Here is a 13,808-nt window from a genome sequence, read left to right on the forward strand (position 1 = left end):
GTCAAACAAGAATCGGCTGTATTAGGTGACCTTGGCAGATCAGAACCTCCACCGGAATTTACATCATCAACGCTGAGCGACTGCGGTAGGCTGCTGAATCAAGAGTTCCAACACCCGCCGCTTAGCTTTGGGGTCTACGCCAATTAAGCGCACATACTCCCCTTCATGCTCACCCGCGATCGCCCTGAGCGAAGCGAGCACTTCAGATTCGTTATTGCTTTGAATGGAGGGGCCACTCTTCCAAGAACTGGTGCGATAACGGCGCTCATCTGCATACTCAGTACCGATGCGGCAACCTTGATTTAACAGTTGACGAACTTGTTGTTGCACTTCCGCAGGCAAACCACTGCTAGAACCAGAACTAGTTGCAGCGCTTCTATGGCCGTTGCTTGCAGAGCTGCTGTAGCTGCTAGCACCATTGCTGCTGTGACTGCTGGCTTGACTACTAGGCTGACTATTCCGGCTGCTATCGCCAGGACGTTGAATCACCTGCTCAACCACGCGACGCTTGGCCTGAGGGTCTACACCAATTAAGCGGACATACTCGCCTGCATGTTCTGCCAAGAAGGCTTCCAAAGCTGCGATCGCCTGAGATTCACTGCTGGCTTGAATCGAAGGACCACTCTTCCAAGAATTAGTGCGGTAGTGGCGCTCATTAGCGTACTCGGTGCCAATGCGACAGCCTTGATTTAGCAGTTGGCGAACTTGATCGCGTAGATCTCCACTTACGTTGGAGCTAGCACTTGATGCTGAGCTAGAGGCACTGGAGGTCGCGACACTGCGGCTGGTGCTATGGGTCTGAGTACCAGACTCCTCGCCAGGGCGTTGAATAATGATTTCGCCTACCCGTTGTCTGCCTTTGGGGTTAATGCCGAACAGTCGCACATATTCCCCCTGATGCTCGTTGAGGCAAGCTTCTAGATCAGCAAATACCTGACCTTCATGGGTGGATTGAATCGGAGAACAGCTCGTCCAAGAGTTCATCCGGAAACGACGTGCATCCACGTGCTCCGTACCAATTTGATAGCCTTGGTTGATCAAGCTACGAATTTGCTGTTGGACATCAGCAGGGAGCTTGCTACCGCTAGCGCTAGCAGTGTAGCTGGATTGGTAAGTGCTCTGGTTGGCGTTATTGCTACTACGGCTGGTGGCGCTGCTAGAGGCAGTTACTTGCGGATCACCAGGACGCTGAATAATTAATTCAGAAACCCGCTGCTTACCTTTGGTGTCGATGCCGAACAGACGGACGTATTCCCCCTGATGCTCGGCTAGGCAAGCTTGTAGTGCCGCGATCGCTTGAGATTCGCTATTCGCCTGAATGGGAGTGCAGCTTTGCCAGGAATTGGTACGGAAGCGACGCTGATCCACGTGCTCAGCTCCAATTCGGTAACCCCCAGCCATAAGTTGGCGCACTTGTTGCAGTACTTCTGAACTTAGTTGCATAGTTGACTCTTGATGGTTGCGATTGCCAGAACCCTGATCTACCTTAGGGGTATCAAGCCCAGAGGTATGAGGCTCCGTTGATTTATTACGAATGGGTATGGTACAAGCAATATCTTCAGCAGAGAGATAACCAGAACGCAGTGCATCGTTGATGCCCACCACGTGCCTCGCAAACTCAATATCCGAAGGTTCTACATCGGGGAGGCGATCGGCCTGATGCTGATTGGTAACGACTGCACCGGAGGGCACGTACCGACCCGGCGGAATTTCCACATCCTGGATCAAAGCATGCATCATGACAATGCAGCCTTTGCCGATCCGAGCGTTAAACACTGTGGAGCGGAAACCAATAAAGCAGTCATCTCCAACATAGGCTGGCCCATGAATCAAAGCCTTGTGCATAATCGAAGCATTGCTGCCGATCCAGACAGAGTATTGATTCTGGTCATCCCCAAGCACTCGGCCCTTGTCTAGACCATGAATCACCACTCCGTCTTGAATAGTGGTACCCGAACTGATATAGAACGGACTGCCCTCATTCGCTCGGATATGGGTTCCAGCAGCAACAAGGACATTGGCACCAATATGAACATCTCCAGTAATGTTGGAGACAGAGTGGACGTAAGCCGTCTCATGAATCTGCGGTTGGGCCAAGCTTTTGGACCACGGAGTGGGAGGGGCCGCAGGACTGCGGACTACCATAACTGATATCTCCTAACTGAAATAGCCATGCTGGCTCTCAGCAGTAATGGTTGATTAGGGCAGGTTTAGACCCGCCCCGACGAGAACTGCTGGCTCAGACTTGCAAGAACAGCCAACAATTCATGACCCAGTTGGCTGCTAAGCAACTGTTAGTGGGCGACTAACGATAGACCTCGTTCTTGCTATAAAGCCGGGAATTGTCAACCGTAACCGTGTCAATAATTGCCACTACAAGCGCATCAATCGGGCGCTTTTCTTGGCTAGAAGGCTGACGAGCTGCGCTTCCTCGGCTGATCAGTACCCATTCATCCAACCCTGCCCCGACACAATCTGCTGCTACCTCATACTCTGGTAAAAGGTTGCCATTTTCATCGATCAGTTGCAACAAGAGGAATTTACTACCCTGTAAGCTAGGGTCTTTTTGTGTACTGACAACCGTGCCGCGAACTTTAGCAATTAGCATTCATGCCTAGGGTCTGGTGTAGGGGAGAGAGCGAGGACCATTTACGCTCTCGCGGAACTGTTCCACTGCCTCAGTGTAACGGATGGGTAACACGTACTCCAGGTTTTCGTGAGGGCGAGCAATCTGGTGGGTAGACAACACTTGTCCCCCGTTGACCCGCTTCACAGATTCAATCCCTGCTGCTATAGATGCTTGGACTTCAGAAATGTCGCCGCGCACAATGACGGTGACACGACCACTACCAATTTTCTCGTAACCAACTAGGGTGACGCGAGCGGCCTTGACCATTGCGTCTGCGGCTTCCACAATCGCTGGGAAGCCTAAGGTCTCGATCATACCCACTGCAATTGCCATGAGTTTTGACTCCTTTCTCTCTTTGAGCGCTGGATTAAAAAATACTGAACCAAAGCTTTATAGCCTTGGCACCCGGAATCAGGTCCGGAACTGTTCCACCGCCTCGGTGTAGCTCATGGGCAACACATATTCTAGGTTTTCGTGGGGACGAGCAATGATGTGAGTCGATAGCACTTCGCCACCGTTGACCCGCTTCACAGACTCTACACCAGCCGCTACAGAAGCTTGAACTTCAGACACATCACCCCGCACGATGACAGTAACGCGACCGCTACCGATTTTCTCGTAGCCGACTAAGGTTACGCGAGCGGCTTTAACCATTGCATCTGCGGCTTCTACAACAGCTGGAAAGCCTCTGGTTTCAATCATGCCCACTGCAATTGGCATCGCTTATCTCCCGGATTAGATAAAATATTGGAATGAACTGAGCTGAAAAATTCACGGAAAGGGTCATTGTTTCAGCTTCAGCGGATCTTTTAACATCCTGTGTTAAAGAATAGAGGACGGTCTATTCATTGGCAATATAAGACAAAATGATATTATCTAATAACGCTTATTATTAAATTTAATTAATTCTGCTTGAAGTGCAAACTCCATTGAATATTAGCTTTCTTTAAATAATCAATTTAAAGAGCAATTTTGTGCATCTGAAAGTTTTTTAGCAAAAAAGCTTACTTTCTCAGACAATTTTTAGGCTTTTTGATGATGGCAACTAGCTTGGCAAGCTGCGCCGCTGAACGTTTGCTAAAGTGCTCAGTAAAGGCTGAAATTGAAATCTGCCCTGGGTTAGAATCTTGAGCTAACTATAAATTAGACCAACGAATTTAGTCGGGTGCTGGAGAGAAATCTAGCAAGAATTATGGATGCCCTTATGAGATGATGGATTAAATAAGGGATTGAGATCTCTGCTGCAATGAACGGGGCGACGTAATAGTCGAATCACCCCTCACCATAGCGGCAGATACGCTGCGATCGCGTTGCTAAAAGGCCAAGTTATGATTACTTATATAAGTAAAAGTTAGGATTGCCTTTGATGATTTTTTAGCGAATAAACCCTAGATTTATCGGGGTTGAGGCGTTAAGCTGGATATTAATAAAGATTTAATCCACTGATTAATAGGCCACTTTTAACTGAGCTCTCTGGGGTTGGTTCGCTGACTCTGGGGAGTTTCTAAGCAGCACTAGATGGTGAAGTTTCAAGGGCGATTTCAATGAACCAGTTTCTCCTCCAGTCCAGCTGGTGGGTTCCCTTTTATGGGTTACTGGGTGCGCTCGTTACCCTGCCGTGGTCAACCGGCATTGTGCGTCGCACCGGTCCCCGACCAGCCGCTTACCTCAATATTTTGATGACGGTTGTTGCCTTGGTCCATGGCACGTTGCTCTTCCGAGCGACTTGGAACCAAGCGCCACAGCAGTACATAGTTCATTGGCTGAGTGTGGCTGATTTAGACTTGTCCTTTGCCCTCGACATCTCTTCAGTTAGTGTCGGGGCGATGGAATTGATCACAATTCTGAGCTTCCTTTCGCAGCTCTTTGCCTTGGGGTATATGGAGAAGGACTGGGCCTTGGCTCGCTTCTTTGCCTTGATGGGATTTTTTGAGGCAGCGATGAGTGGCTTGGCGCTGAGTGACTCGCTGTTTCTCAGCTATGGGCTTTTGGAACTCCTAACGCTGTCTACCTATTTGCTAGTAGGTTTTTGGTATGCCCAGCCTTTGGTTGTCACTGCGGCTCGTGATGCTTTTCTAACTAAGCGGGTAGGGGATTTGCTGCTGTTGATGGGGGTAGTGGCTCTCTCCAACATGGCGGGCAGCTTAAATTTTTCTGATTTATATGAATGGGCTGAAACAGCAAATTTATCACCTGTAACGGCAACGTTGCTCGGTTTGTCTTTGATTGCAGGGCCTGCGGGCAAGTGCGCTCAGTTTCCGCTGCACCTTTGGTTAGACGAAGCGATGGAAGGCCCGAACCCCGCTTCGGTGCTACGAAATTCTTTAGTGGTCGGTTGTGGCGCTTATATCTTGATCAAGTTACAACCCATTTTGGGCTTGTCCCCTGTGGTACTAGCCACGTTGGTGGTGTTGGGGGCAGTAACGGCGATTGGGGCTGCTTTAGTAGCGATCGCCCAAATAGACATCAAGCGGGCCTTATCCCATTCCACGAGTGCTTATTTGGGCTTGGTGTTCATTGCAGTGGGTATGCAGTGGAGCGGGTTTGCCCTCTTGGTGCTGTTTACGCATGGAATTGCCAAAGCCTTGCTATTCATGAGTGGCGGCTCGGTAATCATCACCACCAACAGCCAAGACCTAACAGAAATGGGTGGCTTGTGGTCCCGGATGCCAGCGACCACGATCGCTTTTTTGGTGGGAATTGCAGGCTTAGTTGGCTTATTCCCCCTGGGAGGCTTTTGGGCACTAGAGCGGGGTGTGGATGTTTTCTGGACAGAGCACCCGTGGATCGTAGCAATTTTGTTGATTGCCAATGCCTTGAGTGCCATTAATTTGACGCGGGTATTTCGCCTGGTGTTTTTAGGCGCTGCGCAGCCTAAATCTCGACGAGCTCCAGAAGTACCTTGGCAAATGGCAGTGCCAATGGTGAGCTTGACCATCCTGACGCTGCTCGTACCCCTGATGATGCAAAAGCTGTTGTTGCTACCTGACTGGAGTTACTTGAACCTAGGGGCGGTCCTCCTACTAGTCCTTTCAGGTGCGATCGGTTGTGGGATCGGAGCAACGATTGGCTTGACCCGAACTTTGTCCAGACCAATTTTGATTCCATTGAGATTTGTGCAAGACTTGCTGGCCTACGATTTCTACGTCGATCGCTTGTACCGCGTCAGCGTGGTGCTGAGTGTGGATGTGCTATCGCGGCTTACCTCTTGGTTCGATCGCTACGTGGTTGATGGCTTTGTCAACTTTGTGGGTATCGCCTCCATCTTTAGTGGTGAGACGCTGAAGTACAGTGCTTCGGGCCAAAGCCAGTTTTATGCTCTGATTGTTTTTCTGAGCATTACCTTCTTGGGCTTGTTTATGAACAGGTCTCTTGTGAATGGCATCATCAATTTTCTGATGGGTTCAGCAGCGTAAGGAGGAGAGATCATGCTCAGTGGCTTAATCTGGATACCTGTTTTGGGAGCAATTTTGGTGGCATTTTGGCCTCAAACTTTGGCTTCCCATCGTTATCGGACCCTGGCTTTGGTGTTTGCCATTATCACCTTAGGTTTGTCGGTGGCATTGGCGAGTCAGTTTATCCAGCTCGAACCAGGACAACAGTTTCAAGAAGCACTACCCTGGCTAGATAACTTAGGACTGACCTATCGCCTGGGAGTCGATGGTTTGTCATTGCCCTTGGTCGTGATGAATTGTCTCCTCACTGGTGTTGCTATTTACAGCACTGATGGGGAAATTCAGCGGCCCCGACTTTACTATGGCTTGCTTCTATTGCTCAGTGCTGCTGTGACTGGGGCGTTTTTAGCGCAGAATTTGCTGCTGTTCTTCCTGTTCTATGAGGTAGAACTGATTCCGCTGTACCTGCTGATTGCCATTTGGGGTGGGGCTCGTCGGGGTTATGCGGCTACCAAATTCCTGATTTACACCGCCATTTCTGGGGTGTTAGTTCTGGCTTCCTACTTCGGCCTAGCTTGGCTGAGCGGCTCTTTCAACTTCGACTACGAAACCGTCATTGCCCATACGCTCCCACTGGGACAACAGGTGGTGCTGCTAAGCCTGCTTTTGATAGGGTTTGGCATCAAAGTTCCTCTCTTTCCTTTCCATACTTGGTTGCCCGATGCTCACGTAGAAGCTTCTACTCCCATTTCAGTAATGCTGGCGGGTGTATTGCTCAAGCTGGGCACTTATGGCTTGCTGCGGTTTGGGTATGGTCTATTTCCCGATGCTTGGCAAGTGGTTGCGCCCTGGTTAGCGAGCTGGGCGGTTGTGAGTGTGCTTTATGGGGCATTAGCGGCGATCGCCCAAACCGACATGAAGAAAATGGTGGCTTACAGCTCCATTGCTCACATGGGTTACGTGCTGCTAGCGATGGCAGCGGCGACTCCTTTGAGCTTGATCGGCACTTTAATGCAAATGGTCAGCCACGGCTTAATTTCCGCCATGCTGTTCTTGCTGGTGGGTGTGGTTTACACCAAAGCAGGTTCGCGCGACTTGAACGTCGTCCGAGGTTTGTTGAATCCAGAGCGCGGCTTGCCCCTAATCGGCACTTTGATGATTGTGGGAGTGATGGCGAGTGCTGGCATTCCTGGCATGGTCGGGTTTATCTCTGAATTCATTGTTTTCCGGGCTAGCTTCGCGGTATTTCCGGTACAGACATTGCTCTGTATGGTGGGAACTGGCTTGACGGCGGTGTACTTTCTCTTGTTAATGAACCGAGCTTTCTTCGGGCGGCTCTCAGAAGCAGTGGAGAACTTACCCCCTGTCACATGGCGCGATCGCGCTCCCGCCATTTTTCTGGCAATCTTGATCGTGGTTTTAGGAATTCAACCTAAATGGTTGACAGTTTGGGGTGAAGCGACGATTACAGCGATGGCACCTGTCCCCGAAACTGTGGTGGTCAAAGCAACACCTATCCCTGAAGTAGCTGATCCGACTGAAAAGCTGCTAAAGGAAGCTCTACTAACTAGTTCAGCGGCGATCGCTCTGGAGGCAAACTAAACCGATGGTCAGTACTATCCAGCAACCCTCTAATCATCCCTTGGCAGAGTATGTGCATCGGCTAGAAGCGGGAGAAGCACTCCTTGCCAATAGTCAGGTCAATGTCTTAGAAGTCGTAGGTATCCTCAAGAGCTATGGCATTGTGCTGGATGCCTACTCTAAAAACTTGATCTATATTGCTGACCATCAGTTTTTAGAACTCTTCCCGTTTTTCAAATATTTCAATGGGGAAGTTTCTCTAGGGAAACTGCTGCAATTTTGGAATCACGATCGGATTAATTACGAGTATGCCGAGTACGTGATGAAAACCATGTTATGGCATGGCGGTGGAGATTTGGACACTTACCTAGACTCACCGGAATTTCTCGAACGGGCACAGCGGGTAATGCAAGCCAAGACCAAAAATAATTGGTTGGTGAGTGGTTTGCAGCGAGTGTTTCCAGATTTCTTGCCAGAACAGATTCGACAACTTGCCTATTACAAGGTGTTGGGACTGTTCTGGCGGGTAATGAGCGATATGTTCATTGACCTCTCGGATCGCTTCGATCGCAAGGAAGTTCAATCGATCGCCGAGGTGGTGCAACATGTGCAAGATGCTTTGGTTGCTGCTGCCAATCAACCTTTGGTTTACGCCGTCGAAGTGAAAGGTCAGGTGTATGACATTATTCCTGAGTCGGCAGGGCTGACGTTCTTGATGGATGCAGCGGTTCCTTATGTAGATACCATTTTCTTCCGAGGCACCCCTTTCCTCGGCACGGTATCTTACAACGCTCAAGCTCAACAAATTCCAGTGTTTCAGGACCAGTTTATCTATGGAGCGCTGTATGCCGACCCACTACCGATTGGTGGGGCTGGCATCCCTCCGACGCTACTGATGCAAGACATGCGGCATTTCTTGCCAGATTACTTGCATGACATCTATCGGCAGGGACTCCGGGGGGAAGATGATCTGCGGGTGAAAATTTGTGAGAGCTTCCAAAAGTCGATGTTCTGTGTGACCACGGCAGCGATTCGGGGCTTGATGCCTCACCCACTCGATACAGAAGACCCGAAGCAACGCCAAGCTAATCGAGCCTATCTAGAAAAGTGGATGGATCGCTTTATTCCCTCTCGTTTGGAGATCGTGAACGTTCCAGATCGGTATTAGCCAGAGGAGCGATGGATCAAGGATTTGACTGGTAACTTGAAGACCTCCCAAGCTGTGTAGCGCTGAGAAATGTCAATTCCCAAGGCTGTCTTGATGAGATACAGCCCATAAAGACAGGTCAGAATCAGCAGCCCTTGTCGGAAGCGTCTCATAGCAGTTTCAGGATGTCAGTTGCAACTGTATGCTAGCCAATCGCTTTGGATGATGTATGAACTTGGCATCACAAATTGATGTCGTCTGAGTCAGCCATCACATTCCCTCCATGAAATAAACCGCGATCGCTCTGAAGGAAGGTGGCGATCGCGGCTAGCGGGGAGAATCAGGCAATGGCTTTAACAAGTTAAACAGTGGCAGCGACAGGTCTGGGAATTGGGGCACCTGCAAAGAACTGCGCTAGGTTTTCGGGTTCCATGAAATTGAGATAGCAGGTAGCTAGAGGTGTGGGGAGAAGTTCTAGCATCAGTTTGTTCTCAATCCAAAACTCGATTACCTGGAAGGGACCGCGATCGCAACAGACCGTGTGCCACCCTTCTCTTGCGCCGACTTCAACAATTTGCTCTTCGCTGGCAGGAACAGAAATCGCCGCATGTACCGCAGTGAAGGGAGAAGTAAAGGCATTTTGGCTAAAAGTCACAGGGCTGGTGGAGCCTCCTGGCATTAACTCGGTGCCTACAGGGTAAAGCTCGATCATGGTGCCATACGCATCACCCGCGATCACCATGTAACTGTTGGGGTTAGAGGGAAAAGGAGCAACTTTACCGTTGAGCAGCTCATCTAGAACTTGAGCGACGTGGAGTGGATTTTCAACGGGGATAGAAATGTGATGAATCATGGCAACGTCTTCCTCTGGTCAATGGAGCAAGGGGGCAGTAGTTGTCAGATTGACTGACCCAACCCGATGATTGAAACATCTCGATCAGCGATCGCTTTTCCGTAAACCTACTGGTTGTTTGCCTAACTTTCACCCGATTGGATGACTCTCTGAGGAATGTGGCACGCGATCGCACAGTTCTAGGAGTGAGATTGGGAATTGCTCTTAAGGTCTACTTTTAGGTAGAGACGATAGATAGCTCTAATGGCAGACCTCAGAAGTTGAACCCGGACATAGCATGGAGGCATCCCTTGATTATTAAGGAATGTAAACATGCAGACCAACAAAGCAACTGAACTACCTCCTGTAGCCCCCGCATATAACGGCATTGACCGCAACGCATTTCTTTTGGGCTGGAAGCCTCAAGCAGAATTGTGGAATGGACGTCTGGCAATGATCGGCTTTGCTGCTTATCTGCTTTGGGATTTAGCTGGATTCAGTGTTGTCCGTGACGTTCTTAACCTAATCCACTAATCAACGCTTGCTTCTTTTTGAAAGCAAAAAACAAATTTAGGTTTCAGCTACAAAAATTAAATAATCAATACAAAAAACTTCACATCTCCCCCAGAAGGTGCGAAGTTTTTTCATGTTCAAACTTTAGTGACTGTGACTATTAATCTTACAAATAGTGATCGATGACTAAGGCAACTGCAACTGCAAAAACCAGGATGACAAAGGCAACGAACGGATCACGTCCCTGAAGCACAGAAAAGGTTGCAGCAAGGCTTGCTCCTACGGTTGCAGTGGCACCCGCACTCACCCAGTCTTTCTTGGAATTCTTATCGTACATATTTCCTAGCTGATAGGTTGATGGCAAGAACCTGCTAATTCCAATCAATCTACCACTCAAGACTGAGCTGCTGATTTTGCTAGGGAGATCTTGTAATTAAGGTTGACGATCGTTCAGCTTTCTTAATGCAAACTGGTTGGCTAGTGACGCTTTAATCACGACTTATTCGTGTAGTGAAAGTATTTGTGTAGTGGAACGGTTAAAACTTAGACTTTAATGGGTTGCCAAGCCCTATAAAGTCGAAGATATAGCTAAAGGGGGGCGTTGAGCTAGGCATCTCTGCATTAGCCTGAGCCAAGCTTGCAAGATCTAACGGTTTCGTCACTTTAGTTATCTTCAGGTTGAAACTTAAATTTAGGAGATTATCTATGTTTCTTAAGCAACAAAATGATGACGCTTTGATTGAAGTGATTTCCGTTGAAGACTTGGCTAATCCTATGCACGATAAGGTGCAGGGTCGTATTCAAGATGGTCAAGAGGAGCAAGATCCAAAATCCTTTGCTAAAACAGAGCTGATTTTTCCTTCAGGTGAATCTTTGCCGCGCTGCTGGTTAGATAGTCATTATCGGGAGAACACTTCTCCTGCGGCAATGGCTTCCTAACATAGGTCTTATGGTGTTGCTATGATCTATGTAGGCTAAACGCTGAAGACTCTATCCGAAGACAATTCGTCAGGGTTGAGCGTCTCAGACGGCTCTGAGTTTTCGGATAGGCAATTAGATTTAGGAGGGTAGTCAGATGGCTAGCCATAATAAATTGTTGCATGAGGGTGTGCCAGGATCATCGGGTCATTCGTTGGCCTGGGAAGTGATGGTGGTTTTGGCTTGTGGTTTGGGGATTTGGCTGGTAATGATGGTTTTCTTTGCGGGAGTGGTGGTTTAGGGTTTTGTCACGTTTAGGTTTGCCACGCTTAGCTTCTGGTAAATCCGAACCTTTGAGGGCACTCGCCCCCAAGCCCCCACTGAGGGACGGCTGCGTCCCCCAGACCCCTTCCAGACGGGTTTAAGGTGTGAGCGCTTCGATACTTTGGCTTCTAGCTCATTACCTTTCATTCTTTCCGACACGTCAAAAGGTAGAAGTCGCTGTCCTTCTGGGGATGGACGGAGAGTTTGTGTGGTTTCGTTACTTTGAAGACAGTAAACTTCTGGCACTGCTTTGGCACTCGTGTCCTGAGGTTTCGTAGCGGAGAGCTTTTGAGCGATCGCGATTAGCTGTTTTCAACACAAAGGAAGATTTCATGCAGAGCAGTACGATGATGCTCCAGAACCCGAAGGCTGGAGTCAGCGTTGTATCCGAAGCTCAAGTAGCTCCCAACTACTTGGAATCGGAGCAACAATTTGTTCGGTTACTGGAACTAGAAGATCTGGACCAGAGAGTGCAAGCGGAGCCAGGATTGGTTCAGGATTTTGAGCGAGTTTTGGCGATCGCTTTAGATGCAGCTTATGTAAATGAGCAGCCTGAAGCAGAAGCGGCTCATCGGTTTGTGCAGCGAGTGCTGTATCGGATTAATCGCCTCAAGTTTTTCTGGTATGACGATCTGCGCCATTACATCAATGAGCGATCGTTCTATCTACAACAAATTCGCAACCGGATTGAGTCGGTTTGGCAGGTTTGGGAAGGCCAACAGTTGGATGTGGCAGCGTTGCGGCAGTTGGATCTGTCGGCGGTGAAGCAAGCGCTGATCGAGCGCTCTGATGCTGACCTCGATCCACCTCTGAATGCGAGTAGCCGTTATCTCCGGGAAGAAGCGACTTTGGCGGGGTATCGTCGTTTGTTAGCGATCGCGTCTTTTGACGGCTTGGTGGAAGCGAGTCGTTTGGTGCGAATTTTGGGTGGTGCCAGCAATGAGGTGCATTGCACATTAGTTCGGGTGTTGCTGGAGGAATACGGCAACGGACGACTGAACCGCAAGCACTCAACTTTCTTTGCCAACATGATGGCTGAGTTGGGCTTGAGCACAGAGCCAGAGGCGTATTTTGACTTGGTGCCTTGGGAAGTGTTGGCGAGCATTAACCATAACTTCTTGCTAACCGAGTGTAAGCAGCACTATCTACGCTACAACGGTGGCTTGGCTTATTTTGAAATTGCTGGCCCTTGGATTTATCGTAATTACATGACGGCGGCACAACGCTTGACCCTGTCGGATACGGCCTCTGGTTACTGGGAGCTACATATCCGTGAGGACGAGCGTCATGGTCGCTGGATGATTGATGATGTAGCGTTGCCTCTGGCCGATCGCTATCCCAATGAGGCTTGGCAGATTGTATTGGGATACGATCAAGAGAAGCTGATTGGCGATCGCGCGGGAGATGCAATGGTGCGATCGGTACGAGAAGCAGATACGGCAGCGACGTTAGATTGAGATATAAGACCTAACCCTCGGCCCCTTCCCTCCTAGGGAAGGGGAGTTAGAAAATATATTGCAAAAACATATTAAAAACCCCTCTCCTAAAAAGAGAGGGGTTTTGGGGAGAGGTACCACAGTGTAAGTTTTACAGCGCTGTCATCAACCGCATGAGTTCCGGGGAGACATCTTCTTGATCGGTGGTTTCTTGCTTGGTGAATAGCACTCCGGCTAAGAGATATAGGTTATCGGAGTAGAAGGCGCGCTTCTCTCGACGCATTTCAGCGATTCTACTTTGCACTTTAGGGTCAGAGCTGTAGTAGCCGAAGGATAAGGGTGAAATGATGAAGTCGGAAACAAAATAGTTTTGCTCACTGGCGTAGTCTACCAATCCTTGAGGATCGGAATAGCTAGCGGCCATGACTAAGACATTTTTATGATTACAAGAGAGTAGCTTCTTGGTGATAGTGATTCCATCAACGCCGCCATGTAGTAAAGGCTGATAAAGTTTGTTGTCTACAGCGGGTAAGTAAGGGGGATTTGAGATTAAGTAATCCGCCTGAAACTTAAGGGAATCGAAGAAGGATTTGCAGTGCACTTGGTAGCGATCGCTTAATCCTTGTTCGCTAATCTTTTCGTTGGCAACGTCAGAAGCTAAAGGGTTGATTTCAAAGCCGTGAACAGTGCCTTCAAATTCAGTTCTGAGTAAAGCTTGGATTACGGGACTACCGTCACCTGAGCCAAATTCAATAATAGATTCTGAACCAACGCAATGCTTGAGAACTAGATTTTCTATACAGTTTGAATAAAAGTTTGACTCTTCAGGACAGAAGAATATATCTTTGAGCGGTCTAGATGAGAGAAGCATGAAGTATTTTAACTAAACACCTATCCAAAAGATAGTTGCTCAGCATTTCTGTAACCTCTGCCACCAGTTCTATATCTAAAGGTTTGGTTTGTCTGCTTGTGATTGGGATCATTGTTTCTCAAAGTAAAGAAAGTGATAATTTCTAGCTTCAAGAGGCGATCG

At 48.8% G+C, this 13,808-nt stretch carries 16 protein-coding genes; 7 read left to right on the plus strand and 9 right to left on the minus strand.

All coding sequences use genetic code 11. The annotated features are described in order from the left end of the window. Positions 1–66: 66 nt before the first annotated feature. From H6F90_RS05280 to H6F90_RS05295, 4 genes are all read right to left on the minus strand, one after another. A complete protein-coding gene (locus tag H6F90_RS05280) occupies positions 67–2,145 on the minus strand; it encodes a ribulose bisphosphate carboxylase small subunit (RefSeq protein WP_190550853.1) in 2,079 nt (692 codons plus the stop codon). A 160-nt stretch (positions 2,146–2,305) separates the two neighbouring features. Beyond that, positions 2,306–2,608 carry a EutN/CcmL family microcompartment protein gene (locus tag H6F90_RS05285; protein ID WP_190431056.1) on the minus strand — a complete coding sequence of 101 codons (303 nt, stop codon included), beginning with the start codon at positions 2,606–2,608 and terminating at the stop codon, positions 2,306–2,308. Between the two features lie 6 nt (positions 2,609–2,614). Beyond that, on the minus strand, positions 2,615–2,962 hold the full coding sequence (locus H6F90_RS05290) for a carbon dioxide-concentrating mechanism protein CcmK (RefSeq protein ID WP_190431057.1): 348 nt from the start codon (positions 2,960–2,962) through the stop codon (positions 2,615–2,617). A 78-nt stretch (positions 2,963–3,040) separates the two neighbouring features. Beyond that, a complete protein-coding gene (locus H6F90_RS05295) occupies positions 3,041–3,349 on the minus strand; it encodes a carbon dioxide-concentrating mechanism protein CcmK (RefSeq protein ID WP_190431058.1) in 309 nt (102 codons plus the stop codon). 824 nt (positions 3,350–4,173) lie between these two features. Between H6F90_RS05295 and H6F90_RS05300 the strand changes: the two genes are divergently transcribed. Genes H6F90_RS05300 through H6F90_RS05310 form a run of 3 tightly spaced genes read left to right on the plus strand, consistent with a single transcriptional unit; the run spans position 4,174 to position 8,773 of the window. Then, positions 4,174–6,045: an NAD(P)H-quinone oxidoreductase subunit F gene (locus tag H6F90_RS05300; protein WP_190550854.1), complete on the plus strand. Its 1,872-nt coding sequence runs from the start codon at positions 4,174–4,176 to the stop codon at positions 6,043–6,045. 12 nt (positions 6,046–6,057) lie between these two features. After that, the gene (locus tag H6F90_RS05305) at positions 6,058–7,626 is read left to right on the plus strand and encodes an NADH-quinone oxidoreductase subunit M (RefSeq protein ID WP_190550856.1); all 1,569 of its coding nucleotides are present in this window, start codon (positions 6,058–6,060) and stop codon (positions 7,624–7,626) included. Positions 7,627–7,630: 4 nt separating this feature from the next. Further along, entirely contained in the window at positions 7,631–8,773 is a 1,143-nt protein-coding gene (locus H6F90_RS05310; protein WP_190550858.1) for a CO2 hydration protein, read from the plus strand. Here the strand turns inward: H6F90_RS05310 and H6F90_RS05315 are convergent. Continuing rightward, on the minus strand, positions 8,770–8,925 hold the full coding sequence (locus H6F90_RS05315; protein WP_190550860.1) for a hypothetical protein: 156 nt from the start codon (positions 8,923–8,925) through the stop codon (positions 8,770–8,772). The two genes, H6F90_RS05310 and H6F90_RS05315, sit on opposite strands and share 4 nt — an antisense overlap. 188 nt (positions 8,926–9,113) lie before the next feature. After that, on the minus strand, positions 9,114–9,605 hold the full coding sequence (locus H6F90_RS05320; RefSeq protein WP_190550862.1) for a hypothetical protein: 492 nt from the start codon (positions 9,603–9,605) through the stop codon (positions 9,114–9,116). 312 nt (positions 9,606–9,917) lie between these two features. Between H6F90_RS05320 and H6F90_RS05325 the strand changes: the two genes are divergently transcribed. Further along, positions 9,918–10,118 carry a chlorophyll a/b-binding protein gene (locus H6F90_RS05325; protein ID WP_190550864.1) on the plus strand — a complete coding sequence of 67 codons (201 nt, stop codon included), beginning with the start codon at positions 9,918–9,920 and terminating at the stop codon, positions 10,116–10,118. Between the two features lie 145 nt (positions 10,119–10,263). On the opposite strand, the gene H6F90_RS05330 is transcribed toward H6F90_RS05325, so the two are convergent. Next, positions 10,264–10,434, minus strand: coding sequence for a hypothetical protein (locus tag H6F90_RS05330; protein WP_190431065.1), 171 nt, complete (start codon positions 10,432–10,434; stop codon positions 10,264–10,266). A 368-nt stretch (positions 10,435–10,802) separates the two neighbouring features. Between H6F90_RS05330 and H6F90_RS05335 the strand changes: the two genes are divergently transcribed. Continuing rightward, positions 10,803–11,036 carry an acetyltransferase gene (locus H6F90_RS05335; RefSeq protein ID WP_190431066.1) on the plus strand — a complete coding sequence of 78 codons (234 nt, stop codon included), beginning with the start codon at positions 10,803–10,805 and terminating at the stop codon, positions 11,034–11,036. Between the two features lie 136 nt (positions 11,037–11,172). After that, positions 11,173–11,316 carry a hypothetical protein gene (locus tag H6F90_RS05340; protein ID WP_190550866.1) on the plus strand — a complete coding sequence of 48 codons (144 nt, stop codon included), beginning with the start codon at positions 11,173–11,175 and terminating at the stop codon, positions 11,314–11,316. Here H6F90_RS05340 and H6F90_RS05345 read toward each other — a convergent pair. Then, positions 11,313–11,585 carry a hypothetical protein gene (locus H6F90_RS05345; protein WP_190550868.1) on the minus strand — a complete coding sequence of 91 codons (273 nt, stop codon included), beginning with the start codon at positions 11,583–11,585 and terminating at the stop codon, positions 11,313–11,315. The genes H6F90_RS05340 and H6F90_RS05345 overlap by 4 nt on opposite strands. A gap of 86 nt (positions 11,586–11,671) precedes the next feature. Here H6F90_RS05345 and H6F90_RS05350 point away from each other — a divergent pair, with 86 nt between their 5' ends. Continuing rightward, positions 11,672–12,796, plus strand: a complete 1,125-nt coding sequence (locus tag H6F90_RS05350; RefSeq protein WP_190550869.1) for an iron-containing redox enzyme family protein — start codon at positions 11,672–11,674, stop codon at positions 12,794–12,796. A gap of 130 nt (positions 12,797–12,926) precedes the next feature. On the opposite strand, the gene H6F90_RS05355 is transcribed toward H6F90_RS05350, so the two are convergent. Beyond that, positions 12,927–13,646, minus strand: coding sequence for a methyltransferase (locus H6F90_RS05355; protein WP_190550871.1), 720 nt, complete (start codon positions 13,644–13,646; stop codon positions 12,927–12,929). Positions 13,647–13,808 lie beyond the last annotated feature (162 nt).

The sequence above is a fragment of the Trichocoleus sp. FACHB-591 genome (assembly GCF_014695845.1).
Taxonomy (GTDB): Bacteria; Cyanobacteriota; Cyanobacteriia; order FACHB-46; family FACHB-46; genus Trichocoleus.

What these genes read in the sequence shown, in the direction of transcription:
- H6F90_RS05300 (WP_190550854.1), top strand. Translation starts at nt 4,174, where the DNA reads ATGAACCAGTTTCTCCTCCAGTCCAGCTGGTGGGTTCCCTTTTATGGG.
- H6F90_RS05290 (WP_190431057.1), bottom strand. Translation starts at nt 2,962, where the DNA reads ATGGCAATTGCAGTGGGTATGATCGAGACCTTAGGCTTCCCAGCGATT.
- H6F90_RS05350 (WP_190550869.1), top strand. Translation starts at nt 11,672, where the DNA reads ATGCAGAGCAGTACGATGATGCTCCAGAACCCGAAGGCTGGAGTCAGC.
- H6F90_RS05285 (WP_190431056.1), bottom strand. Translation starts at nt 2,608, where the DNA reads ATGCTAATTGCTAAAGTTCGCGGCACGGTTGTCAGTACACAAAAAGAC.
- H6F90_RS05295 (WP_190431058.1), bottom strand. Translation starts at nt 3,349, where the DNA reads ATGCCAATTGCAGTGGGCATGATTGAAACCAGAGGCTTTCCAGCTGTT.
- H6F90_RS05310 (WP_190550858.1), top strand. Translation starts at nt 7,631, where the DNA reads ATGGTCAGTACTATCCAGCAACCCTCTAATCATCCCTTGGCAGAGTAT.
- H6F90_RS05335 (WP_190431066.1), top strand. Translation starts at nt 10,803, where the DNA reads ATGTTTCTTAAGCAACAAAATGATGACGCTTTGATTGAAGTGATTTCC.
- H6F90_RS05325 (WP_190550864.1), top strand. Translation starts at nt 9,918, where the DNA reads ATGCAGACCAACAAAGCAACTGAACTACCTCCTGTAGCCCCCGCATAT.
- H6F90_RS05280 (WP_190550853.1), bottom strand. Translation starts at nt 2,145, where the DNA reads ATGGTAGTCCGCAGTCCTGCGGCCCCTCCCACTCCGTGGTCCAAAAGC.
- H6F90_RS05330 (WP_190431065.1), bottom strand. Translation starts at nt 10,434, where the DNA reads ATGTACGATAAGAATTCCAAGAAAGACTGGGTGAGTGCGGGTGCCACT.
- H6F90_RS05355 (WP_190550871.1), bottom strand. Translation starts at nt 13,646, where the DNA reads ATGCTTCTCTCATCTAGACCGCTCAAAGATATATTCTTCTGTCCTGAA.
- H6F90_RS05315 (WP_190550860.1), bottom strand. Translation starts at nt 8,925, where the DNA reads ATGAGACGCTTCCGACAAGGGCTGCTGATTCTGACCTGTCTTTATGGG.
- H6F90_RS05320 (WP_190550862.1), bottom strand. Translation starts at nt 9,605, where the DNA reads ATGATTCATCACATTTCTATCCCCGTTGAAAATCCACTCCACGTCGCT.
- H6F90_RS05340 (WP_190550866.1), top strand. Translation starts at nt 11,173, where the DNA reads ATGGCTAGCCATAATAAATTGTTGCATGAGGGTGTGCCAGGATCATCG.
- H6F90_RS05305 (WP_190550856.1), top strand. Translation starts at nt 6,058, where the DNA reads ATGCTCAGTGGCTTAATCTGGATACCTGTTTTGGGAGCAATTTTGGTG.